Genomic DNA, 25,337 nt, shown 5'->3' on the forward strand with positions numbered 1-25,337 from the left:
CTTTCCAGGACGAGGGTCGGCACGCTGGTGTCTAGCGCAACCTAAACCCCTCCGTCGTCAGCTCCATCTGTTCAAGGTCCAATCCAGATGCCATTGCGCCTTCAGCTACGGCAGCTTTCAGGGCGTTCAAATGACCGGGATTTGACTGCAGCTCCCCAATAGCAGAGTCGATCAATGCAGCTTGGATCAGATACGCTTCCGCGAATTGCTGTTTCTCTGCCTGCGTTGCGTTCACCAACGAAGGCGCAGACAACAATATGTTTGCAGATTGCCGGCGAACAGCCTGATAGCTCTGACGGGAAGGCGTGTTTGTCACACCCTGGCTGGCTTGATAGGCGCTGATCCACCAAACCGCATAGGCGTCCGCAACATTGTTGGCCTCAAGACCCACTGATGTCATGGCGTTCGAGATCATGCCCATCACATCTGCGGAAGCCAAAATCGTGCCAAGCCGCGCTGCCCCTTCCGGATCGGTTTCATTCATCCGATCAACAAAACCGCGAAGGTTTTCAGCACGGCGGGCCCGATCGACGTCAAATCTCAGGACGGAGTCATCGGCTAGTGCTGGTGCCTGAACATTGGGATTTTGGTTTTTGTTACGCCTGTCCAAAAGCTCTCTGTTCAGATTGGACATAGCGAAGTCTGGGGCAATCTGCATGGTTAAGCCCTGAGCGCCCGCGACATGCGGCAAAAGACTTGTGATAAGCGTCAAGGCAAACAGGTAGGTTAAAAAACGTCTCATCTTCCAGAATTCCTTGTTTGAAAGTCCAAAATTCCAGCTTTTTAGGAGCACGGTGATCATCTAGGCCGTGCGGTATGTGCTGAAGCTGTCATCGTAAGTGGAGTGATAGATGACCTCGGAAGTCACAGTGTCGGCATGTACGGGTTTGTCATCGTAGTCGCTGACTTTCACCAGCTCTCGGCCGTCCTTCCAGGACAGCAACAGTCCGTGCTCATCTTCCCAATCACAATTCGCTTCCAAAATCACGTAGAACAGCGGATCAGCCTTCGCAGCAACGCCTGGCTTCGCAGGTCGGGATTTGATCGTTATCGACAGTGGTCGAACGTGTTGCCAGATGTCATAGGGTTGATCGGGGCGCGGCATTGCCTCATCGACCCAACGCGTGTCGGCATGGCTGAGCATGTCCAGGTAGTAGGCGTAGACATGCTGTGTGATTGATAACCGGTCAGCCGGTGTCAGTTGCTCCAGATTGTGCAACGCGTCTCCGGCAGCGGATGGCATCGCTGTCAAATCACTCAAAAGCGTAACCGATGCACCGTCAAACAGGGGCAGACTGATCGTAGCTTGCATGAAAGCATTCACTCGCGGCACGGTTGGATGGTCAAGAACGGTTGGTTGATGGCGCGACACAACGGCGTAACTTCGCCGAGACCGGGGTCGTCACTGATTCAACTACTCGTTGGGCAGCTCTTCGAGATCGTAGTGCGTGGGCGGTGTATCCATAACAGTCTCTCGGCCAAACTCCGCAACAAAATCAAAACCGGAGGGTTGCCAAGCCTCTTGTTCCACTGCCTCAAGATCAATGCTCGCGGCCACAACCGCCTTCTCAGATGTTGCAGGATCGGTAATTTCAATGAACATGCGGCCCATCACGTCTGACCCTGGAACGTCTTGCACATCGCTGGCCTTAAATGAGAGATCGCCGGTTTTGCGATTTGGTTCGACCTCTCTCAGCCAGGCGGTAAGAGGTTGTTTCAACGCCATGCGTATGTCGTTTTCCGCAATGGCAGGATGTTCCGCTACCGTCAGGAGAGATTTGATCGTTTGTTCTCCTTCAATAACGAGGCGGTAATGAACTGTTCTGCCGTAATGTTTGATCGCGGAACCGCCATCTCTTTTGAGTATGTAAGGCCCATGCTCCAATACTGGTCGAACCGCAGGCCGCTTCAGTCCGCTAAACAAGGGCACGGATATTATCTCAAATCCCACATTGTCCGTGACAAGCGCCCAACCCGGGTTTTCTGTCGGCTCCTGCATAAGGGATCTGATGCACGCTTCTGCGGTCTTCTGAAACCGTGAAACGTCATCGCTAATGTCCGCCGTGTCTAGAAATATTTCTGCTCGGAGGTTGAAGATCCTGCCAACCGGGCGTTGATCATAGGATTGCGCTTTGGGCCAAGGCAAAATGATCTCGGGGATGGCAATCGGCGGCAGGTCGCATTTGTCGAAACTGCTGAAAAGGTAATCAGCGATTTCGTATTGCACATCTCGTGACCAGAGTGCAGCCGCGAGATCTTGTACACACTGGAGTTTGTTACATCCACTAACAAAAATAGGTTCCAGCTGAACTGGGTCACCGGCACGCGAAAAGATGACCCGAGTTTCTTCGCCACGTCCCTCAATGGAGTGAAGCTCAAGAGCAGTCTCGTCAAAGCGATCCATCAGACGGTGCGCTTCGATCCGTGTCAGAATCCGGCCGGCGAGTGGACTATCCGTGGCGACCAGAATGCTAGCCAAACCCATTACGGAGACTAACAGAGCTGCAAAGCGGTACTTCCGGCTAGACACGCATTATCTCCAGAAAGCCTACGATGCCCTCATTAGCCGCGCCTGGGTGAGTCCTGACAAGCCATCTTTTCTTGATTGTCTAGGTTCGGCGGAAGGTTTCCTCCCAACTCGTCCGTATGTTTCTTCACTAATTGGCTTGCCGGATGCCACGAAGCGGTGGCTTTGCGGACATTCGTGCGGTCGCGGTGAATTGGTGCATTGTCCGCGTCTGAGTTGTCCGTTGGGGATGCAGCGAAAGCGCGCTATCAATTGCGTAGAGTTCTCGAAACATCGAGTATGAAAACGATCAAACAATGTCAGCAATACTGACTTATTTAACATAACCTAGATTATCAAACTCGCGGATACTGTCTAAAAAATTGTCGGATGGCAACATTGGCACTCGGAACGCAGTCTGCTTTGGCATTGCACTTGAAAAATGTTGCTGCGCAGACTGAAAACAAAGAGCGACAGCGGCCATGTATCACAAGCTGCAAATAGGCGAGGATAAAGATTGGCAGGACTTCGTTTAAAGGAGGGTCAGAGCTGATGGCTCTTTCAATCGAGGAAAAGTTGGTAGTCTATCGCCGAACCTTGAGCAGTATGAGCAGTCCGGAGACAGCGATAAGGCCCGCGTAGAACGTGCGCTGATCGCCAAGCTTGAGGCGGAACGGGATCCGTCATAGCCGCAGGTTCGAAGCGCAAAAAGCGGACTTTGCAAAGTTTGTTCGGATAGCTGCTGCGAACACGATTTAGCCATCTATGGTCCTCATGTGTTCGACAAAAGAGCCGCCAATGTTTCATCAATCAGCTTAGTAATGTATTCCGCAGGAACGGCTGAATGGTGAGTGCTCGAGTAGATGATGGAATTCTGTTGACCTGTTGAGGTTGCACCTTCGGACGCCCGAAACCTCTCAAGGTCCTGGGTCACCACCCCAACCACTACGCCTAGTTCATTTGTAACGGGGCACCCACTATTGCCGGGCGCAACATCGGCTGAGATTATCATGGATCTCTGACCGTCGTAGTGCTTGACGTAGCCGTTCACTTCGCCTGAGTGAACCAAGAGATCTCGATCAATTGTATGCGCAACATCCGGATATCCAACCGTGATGATCTTTTCCAAAAATCCAACATCTCGGTCTGCTATTGCAAGGCCAAACAATTTGTCGCTGTCATAGATTCCCAAGGTTAGAACAGCCAAGTCGTGAACGTCGCTACAGTGAATTGCTTTAACGTCGTTTGCAGCCAGTTGTTTGCCGTGGCGTCCGGTTATTTCCGTTATCCTGTATTTTCTGGGGTCAACAACATGCTTGTTTGTCGCCAAAAACAGAAATGTATGATTTTCATGGGCTTTGCTCGTGAGAAAGGCAGTACCCGCTCCAGCGCCATCAGCGCTTTCAACTGATATTCGAAACGTCTGTTTCGCAACAGTTTCGACGGCATGCGGCAAGCCAAAAATCATGTCATGGAGGTTGGCAGTTGGGACGGTCACGCCAAGGTTCTTTGTCAGAAATTGAAACAACGGAACACTGAATCCGGGGAGCCTAATTGGTTCAGCCAAGCCAAAATATTGAAGCCTTTGAAGTACATGATCAGGAAATCCCAGGGGCACTACGCAGTTCTTCCTCGCGGCATAAGATCTCATGTAAGCGTCTAGGATTTCCGGATTGAACAGCCCCGCCTCGACAAAAAAGGTGTGTTCTTGTCGTCCAAGTCCTCGCCACTCTTCAAACAAGGATTGACGTCGCGCGCGGTGCTCTTCGGTCTTTGGTGGCCCCGTATTTTCGCCAATGAACGTAATCAAAGGGTAGACAAGGTCACTCAAGTCTTTCGGTGGGCTCGATGTGAAGAAGATGGAACTCAGACTGACTCTCCGGATGCTTCGCGGTTGGTTGCTGAAACCAGACGTATGGTACTTTTGGAGAATATGACAACTGCTACGTTCGGAAGCGATGACACTTTCAACCAGCGAAGCAGCTTTTGTTGGTAACGTCCGCTTCGGGCTGCGGGGTGACCTGGAAGCCAAGCGCGGCAAAGGTCAGCAGTGAGCCCAACTTGACCGATGCTGCGCTCTGTACGAATGGCCGCTCTTGGTCTAACCAACGCTCATTGCTTCAAAAACTGTTCCTGTTTCGTCGTCCATTGGAAAATATAGCTCGATCTTGAAGTCATCGAGCATGACGTCCTCTGGCGTACCGATCTGAGCGATGGTCGCAAACATTGAGAGCCGCTGACCTGCGATGTTGACGATGGTCGGGATTACCGGGCTTTTGGCACGCACAGACTGTGTGCCAAACTGCGCGAGATGTGCCGACGCCCTGTCGAATTCCGGAACGCCGCCTTGAGCTAGGCTTTCCACGCGCAGTCGTGCAGCAGCAGCCTGCGCCACAACTGGCCAGTTTTCCACTATTTCAGGCAGAATGTCGGACACCAAAAGGTCAATCAAACTATCTCCAACACCAATGCCAAATTGGCCAAAGAGACCTGTGGCCGTCTTGTTGGCCTGTACGATGCGCCACATACGATCCAAGGCCAGCCCTGGGTAGGGCATGTGATTGGACAGTGTTCGCTCAACGGCCGAGCGAATTGGCGCCATCTGGTCATCCGACCATTCATGATCTCCGTATTTGGCCGCAAATCCGGCTTGGGTCAGAAACTGGTTGCTTGCATCAAGCGGCATTTGCAGCGCTTCGCTGAGCCGTAGCACCATCCCGCGACTTGGCCGCGCCCGCCCGGTCTCGAGAAATGACAGATGCCTCCCGGAAATGTCGGCCTCGGCGGCAAGGTCAAGCTGGCTGTAGCGGCGTATCTTGCGCCAAACTTTCAACGTCTCTGTGAATTCTGTCATTCCGTTTTTTAACACAGGCCTTTGTTGATTTCACTTACCTCTGAGGTAATTGCTTCGATGCAACGCGAGATCGTAGGACTTTCCGCAAAGGAACGGAAACAGGGCGACGATCATGGCAACCAAGGCCTTTCACAAATTCTGGCTCAAGATTTCGGCGCTCGTCATCGCGGGCTTCGGGCCGTTCCTGTTTTTAGGAACAATGCCTGCGCTGAACGAACCCGCGCGTTGGGGGCTGGATCTTCTGTCATGGCCGCTTGACGGCTTCCCGTCCTACCAATCTGAAGAGATCTGGTTTTTGTCGGCACTCACTGGTGGTTTTCTATTGGGCTGGGGCGTCATGGTCTGGTGCCTTTCGATCTGGGTTTACGATGAAGCACCCGAAGGCGTGCGACGTACCTTGGTGGTCAGTACGCTTTCGTGGTTTGTGCTGGACAGTGCGGGATCAATCACATCAGGAAACTGGCCAAACGCGCTTTGGAATATCGGTGTTCTCTTGCTTGTCATTGGCCCGATGTGGCGACCGGCAACCGATTAGAAATACCCAAAAAGGAGAAAAAGAATGGCGCAACTTCGTATTATTTTGATCGCGATGACGGCGATCATCATCCTGTTTACGGCCACGGCAATTGCGAATGGGGGACTGAACTTGTTCACGCCGTTTCTCAGTCCCATTTTTGCGATGAACTGGCAGGGGCAATTCAACGTAGACTTCGCAACCTACCTTGTTTTGTCCGGCATCTGGATGGCTTGGCGCAGCGGTTTCACAAGCGGCGGCATAATCCTTGGTGTTTGCACACCGTCACTGGGTATCCTCTTTTTCGCACCTTACCTGATCTATTTGATTGGCAAATCGAACGGCGATCCACGCCGGCTCCTGCTTGGCGTTCATGCCTGATCTTCCACCGCCCACAACATCCAAGGTGAAACAAGATGATGACATTCAGGATATTCCTCGCAGCCATGGTGTCGGTGATTGTGGTTTACACGGCTGTGGTGGTTGCCAATCATGGCCTGAACCTGCTGCCCGTCTTTTTTGGCGACATTCTCAAAATGGAGTGGCCGGGTCAGTTCAATCTCGATTTTCTCGGGTTCCTGCTTCTGTCGGCTTTCTGGACGGCATGGCGTAATGAGTTCTCTGCAGTCGGATTTGGGTTGGCGTTACTGGCGTTGTTCTTCGGAACGCCGTTCCTGACAATCTATCTATTGTTCCTCAGCGTTCGCACTGGCGGCGATGTGCAAGCTATGCTTATGGGATCCCGACGCTGAACTTTTCCAGAAACGCTTAGTAACTGCGTATATCAGACGTAGGTAACCGACGCTCGAAGTTAGCCTCTAACTAAAGCTGACGTCGGGATCGCGACAACGAATGACCGTTTTGTCCGCCAAGCGGCCTTTCCGGGACCCCGCGCACGATAGCGGCCTTTCACGTCACGTGAACACTGCGCCGATAAGCCGACGGAGGAACAACACCATTGCTGATGAAAAATCGCGAGAAACTGGCCTGGCTGGAGAAGCCGAGGTCAAAGCCGATGTCCGCCACAGCGTTCTCGGAATTCGCCAGCTGTTCAATCGCACGCTCCATCCGCAAGGCATTGCAAAAGAGGTTTGGTGTCAACCCGACCTGTGCGCGAAACAGCTTGAAGAAATGCGGGCGGGACAAGCCCACTTCGCGTGCGACATTGTTCAACTTAAGTGGCGCACCGACGTTGTCTTGCAGGTACTTCAAGGCCTTGCGAATGCGGAAATCCCGGCGCGGCAGGATCGGTCCTGTGAATTGCGCGCCGCGCGGTGTCCATTGCCAGGATTGATCAAACGCGGACTGCGTCAGATCACACAGCCGGTCTTCGATCAAGAGATCTTCGCGATCCCCGTCTAGCATCGCCTGCGCTGTGCCAAAGACAAGACGGGACAGATGTTCAGTCATCTCGACGCCATTACGGCCAAAGCAAAGCGAAGCTGACGCCCGCCGCGCGGCCTCCAGAAACCACGCCGGGCGTATGTAAAGGACCACAGCCAGAGTTGGCTCATGTCCATGCAGTGGTTTATAGTAATGACCTTGCCATGGGCTGACGGCGACGGCCTGCCCTGCGGATAGCGGATAGGCGGTGTCATTCACCACAACTTCGCCCGGCGGTCCTTGCAAGTGAAAGATGAGATGTCCTTCGCGATGCCCGTGTGGCACCATCTTGCGATCCATTGAGTACAAGCAGACACGGCCAAAATGCCCATGGTACACGGCCAATGATTCACTCATTGTTTCCTCCCAATTTTTTGTTTTTATTATTTTTATTTTGCCCGGACGTCTTTGGTCCCGTTTGGCTTTTCTGACGTTAACCTATAAACTGGCAGACACAAAACGCCTCGGTCCATACGGAACCGCATAAGTTAGACGTCACAGCGCTGCACGCATTATTCTTTCGTAGTCCCGTTCGGTCACATGGCGCGGATTGGTACGGCTTGACGGGTCTGCTGCGGCAGTGCGGGCGGCGGTGGGCACAAGCGCTGCGTCAACGCCGATCTCGGAAAGCCGCAAAGGCAGTCCGACGCGATGGCCCAAACGGCTGAGCGCATCCGCCAAATCGGCACCTTCTGGCAATCCCAGGACTTCGCGCAAAACGGTGAACCTGTCCGAAACCGCCGGGGCGTTGAAAGCCAGAAACTCAGACACAAGCGCGCTGTGCAGAACACCATGGCGCGCGTCAAACACGCTTTCGAGACCATGAGCCGCAGCCTCGATCCCGCCAAAGCCCTTTTCACCAGCCAGCCCTGCATCCAAAGCCGCAATCAGCATTTCGCGCCGCGCGGCGATGTCAGTGCCGTCTTGCACAGCCTGCTCGAGGTTGACCACCGCACGCCGCAAACCATCAAGCGCTATGCCATCGGCAGGCGGGTTGAAGGTCGTGCTTAGATAGCTTTCGAGGCAGTGCACCAGCGCGTCCATCCCGGCCGCCGCCGTGGTCAATGGCCCCGCATCAAGCGTCAGCGTGGCATCACAAAGCACCGCGACTGGCAAATCTGCGCGCAGACTTGGCACGCCTTTGACGCTTTGACCCAGCGGACCCAGACCAACCGAGTTTGTGCGCGTGGGAATGGTGATCACAGGGACCTGTCGGCGCGACACGGTGCGCGCCAAATCCAATGCACGCAGGCCTCCAAAGGCGACAATGCCGTCGCTCTCGGCCTCCGCCAACAGCGCAATGACGCGGGCGCGATCTGCGGTGGTTTCGCTTGTATCGGGCAGGACAAACGTAGCCGGCGCGATGGTTGCAGGTATCGTATCCAGTAGCCTGTCAAGCGCGTCGGACTGTGTTGTGCTTTCGCTTGCGATCAACAGAGGCCGCGAAATCTGATGCCGTGTCATTTCAGATGGAAGAGCGTCTTCCAACGCACGATCCGCAAAATGGATGCGTGTGAGGTAGGTGATCAGAGACACGAGCCGTACCCCCATTGCGAACTGTCTCGAGCAAGATCAGAGCGAGCGTTGGTTTTTGGTCTGGTCTTTAAAAGGCGGGGCCAAAAACAGTCTTTGGCCCCGCAGTCGGGAGTTTTCTAAAACCGAGATTTCAGCCGCCGCCCAAAGCGGCGCAATCCGGTGTATCGCGCGACGGAAGCCCCATCGCCGTAAACTCTTCAACCGTCATCCCAAGGGTCTGGTTGACGTCGTCTGTGCGCGACTTGAACTCGTTTTTGAGCCCGCCTTCACCGTCTTCGACCACTTCGTTGATAAAGACCGATCCCGTTGCCTGTCGGTTTTCATTCAAGGTGACGGGACCCAGCGGTGTGTCCAGCGTCATGCTGGAAAGTGCCGCCTGAAAGGCTGCCTGACCATCGGACAGGTCGCCCTCAACCGCGTTCAGACCCTCAATCGCCGCAAGTGCGGCAACGTAATAACCAACGCCAAAGAGCGATGGCGACGGAAAGCGCTCGCCTTCCGGGAAGGCGTCCTGATAGGCAGCAACGTATTCCTGCCAAGCCGCATCGGGGTTGTCATCGGCCATTGGGCCGGATGTCGGTGTACCGATCAGCGCGTCTTTGGCACGGCCACGCGACGTCAGAACCGTTTGATCCGCCATGATCGTACCGCCGATGAGGTTCGTTTCGGCCCCCGCCTGCGAATACTGATTGAGGAAGTTGATGGCGTCCGTGCCACCCACACCCAGATAAATCGCGTCCACGTCATCGGGCAGCGCTGCAATGACGCCACCAAAGTCAGAGGAGCCAAGCGGCACCCAGAACCGTTCAACTATCTCACCACCCGACCGGCAGAAATCGACAGCAAAACCAAGGAAGTTCGTGTAGCCAAAGGAATAGTCCGCCGCGACCGTCGCGACCTTGGTCCAGCCCTTTTCATTCACAACATACGACCCAAGACCTGCACCCCATTGCGCGCCATCAAGGTTGAAGCGAAAGAAGTTGTCCGCAGGATCCACCCAGGTCGTTTCCAGCGCGCCTGAGATGCCATTGATCACCGTATTGCCCGGAACCGTCTTGGCGTAATCCCGCATCGCAATGCCTTCAGAGCCGGAAAGTGGCCCAAGGATTATATCCACTCCATCCTGTTCTATCAGCTTGCGCGCCTGGCGCACGGTTGTGTCGGGCGTGGTATCCGTGGGTGCGACAACGGTTTCGATTTTCATGCCACCGGCCATGCCCCCTGCTTGCTGAACCGCAAGTTCGACATTGCGCACACCGTCCGCGCCGCCTTCGGCAAATGCGCCTTCAAGTGCGACCAGAATGCCGATTTTCACCGTCCCATCCTGCGCCATGGCGGCTGCGGGCAACATAAACGCGAGCGCAGAAACCGAGGCGATCAACGATCTTTTCATGGTTTTCCTCCCAAATTTTGGCACAGGCTACAGCGTTGATTCAATTCCGCCCGGACGCCTGCAGATCAAAACGTGGCGGAGCCAAAAGGCTACGCGACTTTCGCCAAAATCCAGACCACACGGAGTGCGCCGACATATCCAATAGTCTCATTTTTTTGTATCTGACATGTTGTCGGCATCACTCAAGCGGCGTTGCAAATTGAAAGACGAGAGGTCACAGATGAAAAAATGTAGCCTGGCGTAAAGGCTTCGATGAAGAATTGCCGCGTAGCGCTATCGGAAACGTGGACCCGACAGCACCGACGAAACGGCCAGACGCATCCAGCCGATATGTGTGATCAACGTGAGCAAAATTGGGCTCTGATTGGAGACACATCGGGTAGCGCAATCTCATCGCAAACGATGTCTCTTTGAACGATTTCCACTCTAAGCCCTACGTGTCCGGGTGGCAAAAAAGGAGTTGCCATTTGAGTCCAAGTCACTCAACCCGAAATCCTCTAGCGTGGCGGTATGAGTGTTGTTGCAGACATCATATCGGGGATCTACACCGTCTGGCGACATTGAAGAGCGCCTCGTTGATCAGGCTAACCGCTCAGCCGTTTTTGTCGTCCACCCCAACGGGCGGAGACACTGTTTTTCGATAGCTGATGGGGTTCTAACCGGCGGCACGTATAGCAAAGTCGCGCTTCGGCATCTGTTTACACTGCAACCGTTTGAGCTCGCCGCTAGGTTTTCCGACTCCTGCCTCGGCTTGTCTCCCTGCTTCTTCGCGATCTGCGCAGCGCATTGTGGCAGTTGCCAACGCCTGCGCTCCGCCGTCGTGCCCTCTACGCGCGACGACCACGGAGGAGTGCAGCGATACATCGCAGATAGTTGGAGTAACCTAACCCGTTTCAGTACCTACCCAAACCCTTGTGCAAACTCATGTAGATTTGGAAAAGAAAGCGGCTTCTAGTTTAGGGCGCAGCATTCTTAAGTCTAGGCTCCTTGGTGCCATTGCAGCCACCGCAGAATCCCACGAACTAGCTCTGATTTGCCAAGATAACGGCCCCGACCTGACCTTCAGTTGGCTACCCGTCGCTGCAGCGCAACCTCCCCAAACCGGTCATTGGTGGAAGGCGCAACATCCTTCAAACTAGGACGATCGGCTAGCGAACTGCACTCCTTCAAACACCATCCCACCGTCTCAACATCCAGTACCACTGTTCTGGGTTCGCCATGATCCGCGCAGACAAACTGTCGTTGAAAGCACGCGTCATTTGGATGGTGTCGGTGTGGGGGATTGGGGCTTCGAACTCTACGCGAAATGCGTTCCCATCGCCAATGCGGGTGCCAAATGCAGGGATCATGGGCAGTTCGTATTTCAGTGCAAGATGCGCCGCCGAGAGAGATGTGAGAGCGTCATGTCCGAGAAACGGTATCCTTACACCTTCTGAATATTTTTCATCGAGCAAAATTGAAATAATGCCACCATTCCGCAAATGCCGCACAAGGGCTCTGGTTCCAACGCGGCCGGTCGCCAAGATCGGCTTCCCACCTGCCTCGATTCCAGCACGAATGCGACGCTCGTAGTGGCGGTTCTTGTGTGGCCGATACACAGCTCCGCTTTCGAGCCCATGCATTTTGATCACGGCGCGAATAGCTTCCCACTGTCCAAAATGGCCGGAAACAATGATCGCTCCCCTGCCAGCCCTTTGAGCCTCTTCGAGAGCAGCCATGCCAGGACCGGAGACCCTGAACTTATGGTGTTGGGTTTGAAAATCGGCGTCATGATAAATCTCGAACAGCGTTCTGCCCATATGCCAGCCCATATCTTGGCCAAGCTTGGCGCGTGTACTGCGCTTCATATCGGGAAAGACCCGTTTGGCTTCGCGGTCAAATCGGCTCCTTGCTGGGGGGAACCAACGCATGACGGCTCTGAATGTCGTTCCCAATCCAGCAGAACGAGAGTCAAAGGAGCGCCACCTCACAGCGGTCAGCGCCGACCACAGTGGGAAGTATCTTGCGTGCTGTAGAACTGATTTCAACGATACGGAGAGCATTGTTCTCTATGACCGGTCCCAGCCGCAATACCAACTGAAAACAATAGAGCCTATGACCCCGGTCCGTCTAAATTGCGGATTGTTTGTACGGCGATTCTCACCGATCCTGCGGCGCTACAGCGCAAACAAGACGTCGTTACATCAGTCTTCAGTCCCTCACGGCCCAAAGCAGTCATTGGCACGGACTTGCTGACGTCGCAGTGCGGTCCGTCGAACCCGCCATTCGCCGCAGGCGCGAAATCCAAGGCACGCTGAACGGACGGTTCGCGGACAAACCCGCCGTTCGCTTTAACGAACCTAAGGTCTGCTTCGTTCGCTTCGCGACTACGGCGAAAACCACCTAGGGCGAAACGCGGTCATCCTTTGCGGCTGCAACATGGCTCATTCAACTTAATCAAAGCTGACATTGTACAATCGCACAAGAAATAGTCATGCCGCAAGAAGCGTCACTTGAACGGTTGCACATAGCTGGAATTTTTTGACCACGCTCGCTCAAGCCGCTCGCCTGTTTTCAAAGGACCCGCTGTCCGTAACTCGATATCCTTGGCCCCACACGGTTTGTATGCAGTCTTGCTTCAAACCAGCCTCGCGCAACGTCCGCCTAATCTGACAAACAAAAACGTCCACGATTTTTGCTTCTGGTGGCTCGTCCCACCCATAGAGATGATTGAACACCATTTCTTTACTCACCGTTCGTCCACGCTTGAGGAAGAGCAGCTCAAGAAGCTTGTGCTTCTTGTACGGTAGATAGATGTCGTTGCCGCTAACAGAAAACGTGCCCTTTGAAGTATTAAAAGCCACTCCACCACAGACTAATGTTTCCGACGCGGCACCATTCGCCATGCGGAGAATTGTGTCGCACTGCAATTTCGTCAGGTGATCGTTGCCGCATTCCGGTATGATAATATCCGGTCCGACCCGTGACCATTCAGTGTGATTGGCAGCCTGTTCTTGTGATGCCAGACCGATCACGACGGGAACATCCAACGCTGCCCTTGCATTTTGTGTGGCAGTTCGAACCTCTCCGCTTTTCGCGCAAAGGCCAATCAAAGCGGCTTGAAACGAGTGTGTGCCTTCAAAATCCAAGAGTTGTTCCGGATCTTCCGCACGGAAAACATCCCAAGCCTGGCCAACCACCTGCCGCTTTACTCTTGCAAAGAGTTCATCTGATCCAAGAAATAATACGTTCATAGTGATTCCTCCGAATTGCGCGAAAGAAACCCTCAACGTGTGTCTGAATCACGTACATCCATGTTACTCGGGCGTTACGTACCTGCTGTTAAGTTGCGAGTAAGCAACTGTTTTTACTGCGTTCTTCGCCTGTTGAGGTAAGGTTCAATCACTTCCTGATAGCGGGGCATTACATCCGGGTTGCTGAACGTGACCCGAACTTCGCGCATGGGATCGGATGGATCGTTGGCTGTACGAGCGTTGGGGTGCGTGAAGAATTGATCTGCCATCTCCATGTCTCCAAGCGCGACGCTTGCAGCAAAGGCGAGTGAGTAACCCCGGGGATCACCGCGGTCGATGATGGTCTGTGCACGGCGCAAGGAAAGAGCGTAGTCAGACCGTCTGAATGCATCTAATGCGAGCGGAATGATCATGTAGCCGGGCACATTGGGCTGCATGTCGATACCCTCTTGCATGGCAACCACCCCATTTTCCCAATCTCCAGCAAGTGCCATTTGCCATCCGAGCAGAAAGTGCGGCGCAGGGCGCGAAGGAGCAAGTTCTACAGCTCTTTGATACCGTTCAATCGCGCCAGAGCGATCACCAAGCGAGGAGAGAACGTTACCCAATACCTCGTGCGCGAAGGAGTCTGATGGCTTGATCCTTATCGCCTCCAGCGCGTAGGTCTTCGCTTTGTGTAAAATGGCATTCTGTTCCAGCCCACGGTCTCTGCTGCTGTCAAAAAAGAGGTTCAATGCGTAGGCCGACAAAAGTGTAGTGTTTTTGGTTCCGCCCGCGATCGCCTTTGCTAGGCAACTTCTGGAGGCTTCTTCTGTTTGAGGGTCTTTCGTGGCGTCGAACACAAGAGAGATAATGAGACACTGGTACTCGCTGGTGGCCACATTAACCTCGCCCTGCGAAGCGACGGCAAGAGCCGCTTGTTCCATTGTGATTGCTCCGGAGGGGCCTGCAACTTCTTGTCCAATGCCAATGGTGGCGTCGGTTAAGCTTTTGTAGAAGTCTGAGGTGCCATCGGCGATTGTTATTGTACGGGCGTAAACGACAGTTTCAGACTCGATTGAGGTGAGTTGTAGTCCGATGATTCCAGACCGGCCTTCAAACGTGGGAGTAATAGCCAGCCGATAGCTCGGTGAAGAGACCGCTGCGCTTCGCAGATCATCTGGGTTTAAAGGACCATCTCTTACGATCACCGTTGGAAGATGTGACAGATCAGCCAAAAGCTGTTGTCTGAAGCCCAATGCGAAATTTGCACCAGTTGAACCTTTGGGTACGGAAATCGGTGCTACTTCGATGACTGGACGATCAACCTGTCGAACATCGGGGTCTCGGTCATCGATCAAGAATAACAGTGCTAGGAAAACCAGGCCAGATACGGCGACCAGTGCTGCTGTGTATCCCAGCCTCTTTTTGTTTTTTGCACGAAGCGAGACGACGGCCTGATCGGCGGGCGCCGCTAGCTCGATCTTCGGCCTATAGCTCCCTTTGGGGATTGTAATCCTAGGTTCATGTGGATCCTGCGACCTTGCATAGTGGAGTTCCAACGCGTCCCTTAGTCGAGCAACTTCAACCCGGACTATGCTGTCTGTGGCAGGGTCAAAGTCTGCGCCTCGACCCAAGACATCCAGTGCGATTGCATAGGCCTTGACGTTTTCGCCACGGCCTTGAAGCTCCTCGTTTACGAGATACGCAAGGAGATCGTATCTCCGTTTGCCTCCCTTCAACAAAGACTGCGTTCTGGCCTTTTCAAGCCAAGCAAAAACTTCGGAATTCTCACCGGATTGAGTCGCCATAACCAACACTCCTTGTGTGAAAGTTAGCGTGCGTGCTCGTAGGTACAAAGTGCGTTTCACGTCTGTCGGCGCCGTCCAAGCGAGAACAATGTATGTGACTTCGGCGTACGTACTACCCCACGCCAGAGAAAAGCGCGAAGTGCGCATCACAGTTGGCGCCATCGGATGCGTCGTTTTCCACACCAAAAACACAGGTCCTCCTCGTGCTAGAAACTGTCGACCATCAGACCCCACATTGGGACTGCCAAAAGCCTCACGCCCTCGTTGTTGACCGCGACGACGAATTTGGTGCGCATGTAGTGAACGCACTTCGAGCACGTGGCATCTGCGCCAAACATGCTCGCACAGTTGACGACTTCCTGGACTTAAGCTGTCGCGCGCGGGTCGATCTTGTTGCGTTGGAAGTCGACGCAATGGATCCACAAACACTGGACAACCTGCTTCTGCTACGCACTCACTTTGGGGAGGGACCTGTTACACGGATCGTGGCAGCGGCAAGCTTTGCGCCCGGGTCATTTCCGCACCTTGTTGAACAGCGCGGTGCTGACGCGTGTATATCTCGACGTCAGGACCCGCAGGCTATGGCGGAGGCTCTCGCGACCCAACTCTGCGAACACAGAAAATAGATACAACCCGACGCGGCCGGGCGCCGTTTCGGCGGAAAGATACATCGATGGAACAAAAACTACATGTTTCCTCAGCTAGAGGACGTTCGGATGCACCAATGGTGCTACTTGCCGGTTTTTTGGCGGACGAAGCAGATGAAATCTCGCTCGCTTTCGAAAAGATGGGATGGGAAACACTCAACCTGCAGAAGGAAGCTGAAATTGAGCAAGCATTTTCTGCCCGTCGTTTTGATGTAACAGCTATCGATGCGGAGCATCTCGAAGTGTCAGCGCCCCACTTGATCAAACGTTTGCGACGTGCGGGTGGCCTTTCTTCTGACGCAACGATAGTGGCCGTAGAAACTTCCGTTCTGCGAGATGTCCAAGAACAACTTTTGCGGTCCGGCACAGATTTGGTAATTAGCAGACCAAGTGACCCAAAGCTATATATGATCAACTTTACACGCGCCGCTACCTTGCGAATACAAAGCATCGGGAAAGCGATTTGAATTGGGCCGACTGTATTGTGATCAGTCCAACTCATGCGGTAAGCGAAAGATTATGCTGACGGAATTCGAGAGCTTCCTGGATGACATCTCTCGCTGCTTCATTCAGCAGAATGTTAAGCTGTGGATGTCCCGTCTAACACTTCCGTTTACGATTATCACGAGGGACGGGCCTAATGTCTTGGAGACACCAGAAGCCGTGATTGAGAACTTTGGCTACTACCTACAGGCTTGCGAGGTTATGCGCCTTGATCTCATTGTTCGGTCTGTCGTTGCACTGGAGGACTGCGACGACGGTACTTGGCTTGGTACATTTCAAACCCGCCTGTTGAGCAACCAAATTCTGGCAACTGCGCCATATACCTCCACCGCCCTCTTAATCTTGCAAAACGATCACTTCCGCATGTCTTCTATGCTGAATGGTAGAGGGCACACCGATTGGACCGGCTCAACTGATCCATGATTGGTCGCTTAAAGTCCGGTTGAACTGGCCACACCGCGGCGGCGAAGTCACTCGGTCAATGGCTACTCTGGGCGCCTGGAACCGGAATTTCTTACTGGCCTGTTAGGTTTCTAGCTACTGTCCGACCACTGTATCCTAAGCTTGTTTGTCAAGCCGACCAACTCGTCAGGCGTTCGCTCAACATCGCGCTCCGAAAACAGCAGTGTAACAACGTCTGCTTTCGGGAAGCGGCATTGCAGCGCTTGATCGTCCGATGGAGGTCGGCTTGGGGCCGTCCTTCCAGGCGACAATGTCAGCTTTCGGCGCAATTGCTTCTTTTCGGGCAAAGCGCAGCATTCAGGAGGTCTGGGCTCAGTGCCGACCTCAGGTGCGGCGCAGCATCCGCTCAACATCGGGGGTTGTTGGCGACACGAACGGCCCAAAGCTGCCGTCCGTTTTGGGTGTCGGATGCTGCAGCGCGACCCGTCAGACCGGACTTTCGCCGCAGGTACGAAACCTTGCGCAAGCCAACCCACAGTTCGCAGGACAGAGCTGCCGTTCCATGTTTCGAGTTGATTGTCCGCCTTTGGATGTGCCCATTCGATAGTATCTCTGCAGCAGGGCTTCGGCCCGCTACCCACACACATCACCCCGTCCTGCGGATTGCCATAATTCCAAGGAGGCCTGCAGCGCAGGTTAGTCCGGAACAGAATCCAACCCAGATGCCGGAGGCCCCAAGACCCATCGACTCGGCCAGAGCGATCCCGCCGTCCAACCCTACGGCCCAATAGCACGTCGTGCTGAGCACCATCGGCAGAACCGTTCGGCGAAGCCCGCGCAGGGCGTAGACGAACACGATCTGCCAAGCGTCGAACAGGAAGAATGGCGCGGTCCAACGGAGCAGGGCAAGCATCAGCTCGCGCGCTTTGGGCGTGGTCTTTGCCCCAGAGAACAGCGTGACGGTCGCGTCCGCGAATACTGCTGCCGTCAGCCTGAGGACTGCGGCGGCCACCCCGGCCAGCCCAGCCCCGAGGCGCAGCAGACGGCGCACGTCGCCACCTAACGTACCAATGGCGGCTAGCCGAGCCGACAGGACTTCACCCACGGCACCGGCAGCCGCGTAGTTCAGCTCCATCACTGCGAAGACGACTGTCCCCGCTGCCAGCCAGATCGTCGAATGGAGGCCGAACATATAGAGGACAACGACGAAGAGGACGCTTTCCAATGCCTGTTGGGCACCTGCGGCCCAGCCAAGGCGGACGATCTCACGCGCGGTTCGCGGCACTGCGCGCATACGGACCGCATCGAAGCGTACGAGGCCCGCGCGAACAACACGGACCAAAAGGACTGCCGCCGCGATGGTGTTTACGCCGACAGTGGCCCAGGCCGCGCCTGCCACACCCAAACCGTCCCTGGATCCAATCCCGTGGACTAGCACGATGCTGCCCACGATGTTCCCCAGCACGATGCCTACCGACAGCAATGTGATGGCTCCGGTACGGCTGACAGCGTTCAGGACGTTTTTGAGCGCCGCGAACACCAGTGCCGGGAGTAGCACCCAGGCCAGAACGCGAGCATAGGCGTCGAAGGTGGCGATCAGCTCGGTATCATATCCGCCGGTGGGAGTGTCGTGCAAGAACTGCGTCGTTCCGGTGATGGTGATTGTCGCGGCGGCATAGCCGACGGAAATGGCATGGTCTGGTGGATATCGACCCAAGACCAGTATCGGGACTGACCCCATGAGATGGAGCGACGTTGTTGAGCTGGCCTTGCAATGGCCCGAAGTTAGCGAAGGCATCTCCTAACGTGAGTCATCGTTAAAACACGCAAACGCCTTCTTACGCCACACCGCGTGAAGGATGACAGTCTATTGTTGCTCGATGTAACTTCGAGACAGTCTCTTCGGGCTTTGGTCGCTTGTTCGCCATTCTTGGTCCCCCGTTTCCTAATCATGGCGGAGGACCAATTCAGTTTGGGGAGGCTCATGACAGCGTCGGTGACCAAGTGTCGAGCTTCCAGCCCGCGGCAAACCTGGCAGATGAGCAAAAGACCGCAAGACAAGAAAATTGAGCGCGGTTAACCGCCCAAACACACATACAAAAGTGCCCGCGCCTTCCGCGCAAGGGCACATGCCTTTAATTCCAACAGTGCATTCACTTCGAGTAAGGTGATGAAAGCACACCAACGAAACAGTTATGTGACGTTATGGCGAGGGGAGATGGTCGCGCGAGCCAAGCACGTCCCGCAGTCCCTTGTGTTGCTGCTTTCAATAACTGCAATCGTTTGTCTGCTTTTCTTCGCAGCGTTGGTCCGTCCCTCGATCATGCGCGAAGATAGCTTGGTCGAATCTGCCTCGGCGGCCCTTTTCCTATTTGCCAGTCTGCTTGCTTTCTGGACCTTGGCAACCCGGGACATGGCGTTCAAACGCGATGTGCGGATGCTTCTCGGGGTCTCGTTGTTCTCGCTTCTTCTGTTTTTGAGTGAAGTGAGTTTTGGGGCGCGCTTTTTTGATTTCGAGATGCCGCCAATGGAGGGTGGCGGGCAGTTTGATGGCGGGCATGATATTGCCATCATCCTGCTGAGGATGATGCTGAAAGGCGATGCGACATCGCTTGTCGTCGCGCTTTGCCTGTTGCTTGGCTTCATTGGCTTTCTGGCCGTGATCTACAAGGCACGCGATCCCATCCGGCGCTTCCTGCAAGATGACTTCCATTTCGCCCTCTTGCTTCATTTGGCTCTTTTGGCCTGTGGCGTTCTTTTGGACCTCGTGCCGTCTCGCAAAGTCTCTTTGTTGGAGGAAGCTGTCGAGTTCACCGCATCGGTGACGATTGTCTGGGCTTTGCTGATCTTCCGCCGTGTCTAGTTTTGATGTCCCCAACCTTTCGAGGCGCACAACAGTTGGAGTGAGCACACGCCCAGAACAGGCATAAGACCGACGCGCCATGGTCACGTTGCTAGACTGGGTCGTGGGCCATTTGGTATTGGATCGCGCCGATCCGAGCTCCGACCTGACGTTCTGCCCAAAAACTGAGCCACTTGGGCGGGAATGATCAATCATAGCAGCGGCTTTTTGCGCAGCCGCGTCAGGAGCGGAATTAATGGTCGCTAAGCACCAACGTTGAAGACATACACAAGCCAACTGGTGATACAACCTATAGGGGAGATGTGTATGGCAGCGCATTACACCAAAATGGTGCCCGGCCACATGCCAGGCGCTGACAGCGACGACCAGAGTGAAGTGATAGCAACAGAATCAGGCGAGGGTCCCCAATGATCAGTTTCGAGGTTGGCGATCGCTGGCAAGGCGGGTTCCTGGGCAAGATCACAATCACCAACACAACCGACCAGATCATAGAAGACTGGTCTTTGGATTTTGACACCACTGGGTATTCGATCCGTGGTGCATGGGGTGGTGATCTGACTATTCATGGCAATATGGCCAACTTTGAGGCCAAGGGCTGGACGACCGATATCGCCCCCGGTGAATCAATCACTTTCGGCTTTTCGGCCGTGGGCGGAGAACCCTCGGAACTGGGAAGCCTGGTTTTTGATGCGAATTTGGAAGATGGCAGCACGGTCAGGGTGCCTGAAGACGCCGATCCCGCGGGCCAGATACCGACAACGGATGATGACGGCGTCACACTTCCAGTCGGTGGAAACGACGGTGCGCCCTTTGGTGCAGCCGACTACGACGCCGTTCTGAACAAGTCCATGCAGTTTTACTACGCCAACTATGCGGGCGAATTGCCGGACGATCACCCTATTTCATGGCGTTGGGATTCAACGCTTGATGACGGAGCGGAAGTCGGGCGCGATTTGTCGGGCGGCATGTTTGATGCGGGCGATCACGTGAAGTTCGGTTTGCCAATTGCGGGCACCGCGACGACCCTTGCATGGGGCGGGCTCGAGTTTGAGGACGGATACAAAGACACAGACGCCTATGACGCGCTCAGTGACCATATGCGCCAGCTCAATGACTATTTCCTGAGTGCCTATGACGACAAAGGCACCGCGGATCTGTCGGACGACGTGTTCTACGCACAGGTGGGGGATGGCAACGACGACCATGCCTTCTGGGGCGCCCCAGAGGACATGTTGATGGACCGTCCCGTCTATTCTCTTGATGCTGAAAACCCCGGAACAGAGGTCACCGCCCAAACGGCCGCCGCGATGGCCTCTGCGTCCATGTTCTTTCGCGCGCAAGGCGACACGGCCTACGCCGATGAGTTACTCGAAAATGCCGTTCAATTGTTCGAATTCTCCGAGACATATTTAGGAAGATACACGGACACCGTGACCGATGCCGCGCAGTTCTACTATTCTTGGAGCGGCTATGAGGACGAATTGTCATGGTCTGCGAACTGGCTGTATCAGGCGACCGGGGATGAGGCCTATCTGCAGAAATCCATAGACTACTACGTGGAGCCGAACACCCACTTTGCCTATGGCTGGGACAATATGAGCAACGGCACCACGCTCTTGCTGGCGCAGCAAACAGGGGATGCGCGCTATATTGATGATCTGGACCGGCATCTGGACTACTGGATGAACGACATCGCGACCACGCCCGGGACGGACACCAATGATGGCTTGGCCTGGATCGATCAGTGGGGCTCAAACCGCTATGCGGCTAATACATCGCTTCTGGCCACAGTGCACGCGAAGCACCTGGCTGAGGTTGGTCCCGAGGGCAATGCGGATCGTGTCGAGGATTTGCTGGATTTCGCCTCCGATCAACTGGATTTCATGATGGGCGACAATCCGGATGGGCAGAGTTTTGTTGTCGGCTTCGGCGAAGACTTTCCGCTGAATCCGCACCATCGCGGTGCATCAGGCACAACGCATGTGGATGACCCCGCGCCGAACGCCTACATCCTCCATGGGGCGTTGGTCGGCGGCCCGGCCCGGAATGGCGACTATGACGATGTGCGCACCAACTACGTCGAAAACGAGGCTGCAACGGACTACAACGCTGGTTTTTCGGGTGCATTGGCAGGCGTCTATGAGAGCCAGGTCTACGACATCTGGATGTGACGCCGTTCAAGATACCCGGATCAAGGATTTGTCATCACACTGGCCTTATCAGACGTGACTTACGATCCCTGTTCGCTTTTGCGGATGCGTCCGCCGATCTGTGAGCATGGAACATGCTGGGACGGACAGGGTCGCAAATCTGTTTTCAGTCTCTCACTACAGAAATGGCTGAAATCTTAGCATATGCGCGGCCTGTCCGGCGGTCTGCTGCCGACCTGATATCGTTGGGGTTGCACCTATGTTTGGTGCATGGACCAGTGAAAACAACCTATTGCAACATCCGCTGGGCGAGGAAGTTTTCATGACGCCAGACTTTATCATCGCAGGCGCACCGAAGTGCGGGACCACATCGCTTCATCAGATCCTGGACCAGCATCCGGACGCCTGGGTCGCAAGAAACGAGATCTATTTCTTCGATGCCGACGATCCGGTCGCCCATGGCGATTTCCTCGGCATTGACGGGGACGATTTATCATGGCGCCATCCAAGGGATCCGGCCATGCGAAAGATGTATGAGAGCCGCTTTGCCGACGCGCCACAGGATGCGCTGATCGGCGAGGATACCACGACCTACCTTATGTCCGACGTGGCCCCGTTCCGTATCAAAGCGGCCGATGACAAGGTGAAGGTGATCTTCATGCTGCGTGATCCGGTCAAGCGGGCGTTCTCGCAGTATTGGCACCTGCTGCGCAGCGGGCGCACCTGCGACTCCTTCGAAGCCGCCCTGAGCAGCGAGATGTCCATCGTTATGGGATCGACCTATGCGCCACGCTTGCGAAACTTTTACGCAGCTCTTGGGGAGAAGCGTGTCCATGTCGTTCTGTTCGAGGAATTCAAAGCCGATCAACAGGCCACACTTGACGGTTTGACTACATTTCTGGGCCTGTCCCCCATGTCGGTGGAGTCAGTTGAGACCTGGCACAACAGGACAAGATACCCGGCAAAAGCGGAGACGTTGCAGCGTCTCAACCGTGTGGGCAGGCTACTGGTCCGGTATCGGTATGCGCGGCACTTCAAACGGCACGTGCCGTTGTCATCGCGTATCGGGCACAAGGCATATCGGCGCTGGTTTCGCTTTGTTTCAGAACGAGTGCTTACCCAAGATCACCCGCCTTCAGACATGCGAGCGAAAACACGCGCATATCTGTGTCAGCATCTTTCAGACCGCAATGCGGGGCTCTCTGATCTTCTTGGCAAGGATTTGAGCCAGTACTGGCAGGGGTTCACGGAATAAGGGAATGCCTAAAACCTAGGCAACAAATGCCCCTTGGCGGCAACAGGCGGCCAAATCGTGTTCAGGTCGGCAAGCCGCCGCGTATGTCCGGGGTTGGTGTTTGTTCGCGCCACCTCTGGACGGTATTTTTTGAGCACTTCCTTGCGATCCCTGCGCTTTTATGGATGTGGAAAAATGCGAGCAATGCGTCGACGTCTAGGGCAGGTTTTCCTGTCAAAAGCTGCTCTTGCCGTTTGTCTGCTGATGCCCTTTGCCGGGTCGGCGCAAGAGGACACCTCCTTCTTCGAGCCATTCGATACCTTGGCAAAGAGCCGGTGGTTCATTTCCAGCGGCTGGGCCAATGGAGACCACCAGAGCTGTCTATGGCACCGGGATCGAGTTGCCATTGAAAACGGCAAGCTGTTGTTGTCGCTGACTGCGGATCCCAAGGAAGACCGGGATCTGAGCTGTGCCGAAATCCAGACCCGCGATCGGTTTGGATATGGCACCTACGAGGCACGGATGAAGGTTCCATACGCAGAGGGGATGAACGCCAATCTTTTTACCTTTATCGGTGCGCCGCAGGAGCGCCCGCATAATGAGATTGATTTTGAGTTCATCGCGCCCCGCCAGCCCGCCTTGCAAACGAACTTCCACACGGCCGAGAGCAGCACCAACGAGGAGGTGCATCGCACATCGGAGGACGACGGGTATCGTACATACTCTTTTATCTGGGAACCGGACCGTATTCGCTGGTTTATCGACGGCTCCCTGATCCGCGATCAGCGCGGCGGTGTTTTACCGGACGAGCCACAGAAAATTTATCTTAGCCTATGGTCCACTGACACTCTGATCGACTGGATGGGGCGGTTCGATCCGGCGTCTGCCCCGCAGACATTACAAGTGGACTGGATGGGGTTCACTGAGCTGGGCAGCGGCTGTGCTTTCGATGAGTCAGTGCTGTGCAATCCCGACGTGGACGCATCGCTGTGAGCAGACCCTGTCTCACCTGGCTTTGGCGCATTGGAGCACCAAGTGCATGATGATCTCTCAGGCGCGCCTTGTGAATCCAGCCGAGAACACGCTTTTCGCGGTGCCAGCGGTCGTGCTGTCCATGCTCGTTTTTGCCTATTCGGTGAATTTCGGTGCGATCTCGATCCTCGCGTTCTATGGCTGCTGGGCGCTGCCCTTCGTAATCGCACCGAGAATCCTGCTCGCCCAGCCCAGGCCAGTCATGCTGCTGATAATCATGCCGTTCTTTTTCGGGCTTTCAACACTCTGGAGTGACGCGGCCGGGGCCACCTTGCGCGCCGCAATCCAATACACCATCACCTTCGGTGCGGGCTTGATTGCGGCGCGGATCGTGTCGCTTGGGAACCTGGCGCTAGGCAGCATGATTGGTTGTATGCTGGTGCTGATCTATTCGATCATGCAAGGTGGTTATTCATACGACTATATCGACGGTGATTTCGCGTTTCGCGGCGCGTTTTCGTCAAAGAACCAGCTGGGCTATTTCGCGACGCTCACAATTCTCTTCTCGCTCTCGCTGATCTGGATCTTTCAGAGCATACGCAGTGTTCAGCTTGTTGCTCTTCTCAGTGCCGGGCTTGGATTCGCAATGCTCTGGATGTCGGATTCCGCGACATCCTTGCTGTCGGCGATGGCTGCTCTTGGTGCGATTGCTCTGATCGGAGGTGTCGTGCTCTTGCCGCCCCGGTTGCGTCGCGCTGCCGTTTTCATCATTGTGATCGGCGGTCTCGGAACTGGCCTTGCCGGTCTATTGCTTGGCGGATTTGATGCGGTGTTATCGGCGTTCGGCCGAGACACAAGCCTGACCGGGCGCACTTACCTGTGGAACCAGGCCCTTGAAATCGGTGGGCAGCAACCGCTTTTTGGCCTTGGCTACAACGCGTTCTGGACCCACGGGCGCCCGGAAGCAGAAATGCTTTGGCAAGAATTCTACATCACCGCACGCACGGGGTTTCATTTCCACAACGCGCTGATCGAGACATATGTGGGCGTTGGCTTGGTGGGTCTCGCTCTTGTTGTGGGAATGTGCATATTGCTGTTTGTACTGCCGTTGCGCGCAGCTTTGCGGCCCGAAAACACGGCCTCCCTATTGTTGATTTTCGGTCTCTCGGTGCTTTTCCTGGTCCGCTCCGTGGCGGAGGTTGATTTCGTAACGCCTCACACAGTGGGCACCTTCCTTGTCAGCTTCATTCTGATGCGGCTTCTTGATCGCCCGCAGCCTGTTCATCGACGGGCTTTCCCGTCGGTCACAGAGGTGCACTTCGTTTCCCAGCGCAGTGTGGTGCTATGAACATGAGC

The 25,337-nt window shown here is 54.9% G+C and carries 22 protein-coding genes; 10 read left to right on the forward strand and 12 right to left on the reverse strand.

Features of this window, described 5'->3' with window-relative positions:
- Positions 1–31 precede the first annotated feature (31 nt).
- From AC53L6_RS06180 to AC53L6_RS06200, 5 genes are all read right to left on the reverse strand, one after another.
- Complete coding sequence (locus AC53L6_RS06180; RefSeq protein WP_496907191.1) at positions 32–802, reverse strand: DUF6683 family protein; 771 nt, start codon at positions 800–802, stop codon at positions 32–34.
- Complete coding sequence (locus AC53L6_RS06185) at positions 803–1,312, reverse strand: DUF6985 domain-containing protein (RefSeq protein ID WP_496907192.1); 510 nt, start codon at positions 1,310–1,312, stop codon at positions 803–805.
- Positions 1,313–1,414: 102 nt separating this feature from the next.
- Entirely contained in the window at positions 1,415–2,485 is a 1,071-nt protein-coding gene (locus AC53L6_RS06190) for a hypothetical protein (RefSeq protein ID WP_496907193.1), read from the reverse strand.
- A gap of 793 nt (positions 2,486–3,278) precedes the next feature.
- Positions 3,279–4,337, reverse strand: coding sequence for a S1 family peptidase (locus AC53L6_RS06195; RefSeq protein ID WP_496907194.1), 1,059 nt, complete (start codon positions 4,335–4,337; stop codon positions 3,279–3,281).
- A 270-nt stretch (positions 4,338–4,607) separates the two neighbouring features.
- Positions 4,608–5,360, reverse strand: a complete 753-nt coding sequence (locus AC53L6_RS06200) for a helix-turn-helix domain-containing protein (RefSeq protein WP_496907195.1) — start codon at positions 5,358–5,360, stop codon at positions 4,608–4,610.
- 112 nt (positions 5,361–5,472) lie between these two features.
- Between AC53L6_RS06200 and AC53L6_RS06205 the strand changes: the two genes are divergently transcribed.
- Genes AC53L6_RS06205 through AC53L6_RS06215 form a run of 3 tightly spaced genes read left to right on the forward strand, consistent with a single transcriptional unit; the run spans position 5,473 to position 6,626 of the window.
- Positions 5,473–5,895, forward strand: coding sequence for a hypothetical protein (locus AC53L6_RS06205; protein WP_496907196.1), 423 nt, complete (start codon positions 5,473–5,475; stop codon positions 5,893–5,895).
- 24 nt (positions 5,896–5,919) lie between these two features.
- Positions 5,920–6,255 (forward strand): hypothetical protein, encoded by a 336-nt coding sequence (locus AC53L6_RS06210; RefSeq protein ID WP_496907197.1) that lies wholly within the window; start codon positions 5,920–5,922, stop codon positions 6,253–6,255.
- Between the two features lie 35 nt (positions 6,256–6,290).
- Positions 6,291–6,626: a hypothetical protein gene (locus AC53L6_RS06215; protein WP_496907198.1), complete on the forward strand. Its 336-nt coding sequence runs from the start codon at positions 6,291–6,293 to the stop codon at positions 6,624–6,626.
- 157 nt (positions 6,627–6,783) lie between these two features.
- Here the strand turns inward: AC53L6_RS06215 and AC53L6_RS06220 are convergent, their stop codons facing one another.
- The 6 genes from AC53L6_RS06220 to AC53L6_RS06245 all read right to left on the reverse strand — a co-directional run bounded on the left by AC53L6_RS06220 (position 6,784) and on the right by AC53L6_RS06245 (position 15,209).
- Entirely contained in the window at positions 6,784–7,614 is an 831-nt protein-coding gene (locus tag AC53L6_RS06220; protein ID WP_299205942.1) for a helix-turn-helix transcriptional regulator, read from the reverse strand.
- Between the two features lie 138 nt (positions 7,615–7,752).
- Positions 7,753–8,793 carry an iron-containing alcohol dehydrogenase gene (locus AC53L6_RS06225; protein WP_299605197.1) on the reverse strand — a complete coding sequence of 347 codons (1,041 nt, stop codon included), beginning with the start codon at positions 8,791–8,793 and terminating at the stop codon, positions 7,753–7,755.
- A gap of 130 nt (positions 8,794–8,923) precedes the next feature.
- Entirely contained in the window at positions 8,924–10,186 is a 1,263-nt protein-coding gene (locus AC53L6_RS06230) for an ABC transporter substrate-binding protein (protein ID WP_496907199.1), read from the reverse strand.
- A gap of 1,166 nt (positions 10,187–11,352) precedes the next feature.
- Positions 11,353–12,228: a lysophospholipid acyltransferase family protein gene (locus AC53L6_RS06235; RefSeq protein ID WP_496907200.1), complete on the reverse strand. Its 876-nt coding sequence runs from the start codon at positions 12,226–12,228 to the stop codon at positions 11,353–11,355.
- Positions 12,229–12,720: 492 nt separating this feature from the next.
- Positions 12,721–13,419, reverse strand: coding sequence for a winged helix-turn-helix domain-containing protein (locus tag AC53L6_RS06240; RefSeq protein ID WP_496907201.1), 699 nt, complete (start codon positions 13,417–13,419; stop codon positions 12,721–12,723).
- 113 nt (positions 13,420–13,532) lie between these two features.
- Positions 13,533–15,209: a tetratricopeptide repeat protein gene (locus AC53L6_RS06245; protein WP_496907202.1), complete on the reverse strand. Its 1,677-nt coding sequence runs from the start codon at positions 15,207–15,209 to the stop codon at positions 13,533–13,535.
- Positions 15,210–15,882: 673 nt separating this feature from the next.
- On the opposite strand from AC53L6_RS06245, the gene AC53L6_RS06250 reads away from it, so the two are divergent.
- Together AC53L6_RS06250 and AC53L6_RS06255 are read left to right on the forward strand one after the other, a co-directional pair.
- Entirely contained in the window at positions 15,883–16,323 is a 441-nt protein-coding gene (locus AC53L6_RS06250; protein ID WP_496907203.1) for a hypothetical protein, read from the forward strand.
- A gap of 52 nt (positions 16,324–16,375) precedes the next feature.
- The gene (locus tag AC53L6_RS06255) at positions 16,376–16,783 is read left to right on the forward strand and encodes a hypothetical protein (RefSeq protein WP_496907204.1); all 408 of its coding nucleotides are present in this window, start codon (positions 16,376–16,378) and stop codon (positions 16,781–16,783) included.
- Positions 16,784–17,408: 625 nt separating this feature from the next.
- Here AC53L6_RS06255 and AC53L6_RS06260 read toward each other — a convergent pair.
- Entirely contained in the window at positions 17,409–18,503 is a 1,095-nt protein-coding gene (locus AC53L6_RS06260; protein WP_496907205.1) for an MATE family efflux transporter, read from the reverse strand.
- Positions 18,504–19,085: 582 nt separating this feature from the next.
- On the opposite strand from AC53L6_RS06260, the gene AC53L6_RS06265 reads away from it, so the two are divergent.
- The 5 genes from AC53L6_RS06265 (at position 19,086) to AC53L6_RS06285 (ending at position 25,329) form a co-directional block, all read left to right on the forward strand.
- Positions 19,086–19,625 (forward strand): hypothetical protein, encoded by a 540-nt coding sequence (locus tag AC53L6_RS06265; RefSeq protein ID WP_496907206.1) that lies wholly within the window; start codon positions 19,086–19,088, stop codon positions 19,623–19,625.
- A 407-nt stretch (positions 19,626–20,032) separates the two neighbouring features.
- The gene (locus AC53L6_RS06270; RefSeq protein WP_496907207.1) at positions 20,033–21,796 is read left to right on the forward strand and encodes a glycoside hydrolase family 9 protein; all 1,764 of its coding nucleotides are present in this window, start codon (positions 20,033–20,035) and stop codon (positions 21,794–21,796) included.
- 301 nt (positions 21,797–22,097) lie between these two features.
- A complete protein-coding gene (locus tag AC53L6_RS06275) occupies positions 22,098–23,030 on the forward strand; it encodes a sulfotransferase family protein (RefSeq protein WP_496907208.1) in 933 nt (310 codons plus the stop codon).
- Positions 23,031–23,213: 183 nt separating this feature from the next.
- Positions 23,214–24,002, forward strand: a complete 789-nt coding sequence (locus tag AC53L6_RS06280) for a family 16 glycosylhydrolase (RefSeq protein WP_299747986.1) — start codon at positions 23,214–23,216, stop codon at positions 24,000–24,002.
- A 46-nt stretch (positions 24,003–24,048) separates the two neighbouring features.
- Entirely contained in the window at positions 24,049–25,329 is a 1,281-nt protein-coding gene (locus AC53L6_RS06285; protein WP_496907209.1) for an O-antigen ligase family protein, read from the forward strand.
- Positions 25,330–25,337: the final 8 nt, after the last annotated feature.

Source organism: Tateyamaria sp. LSS28 (assembly GCF_059611725.1).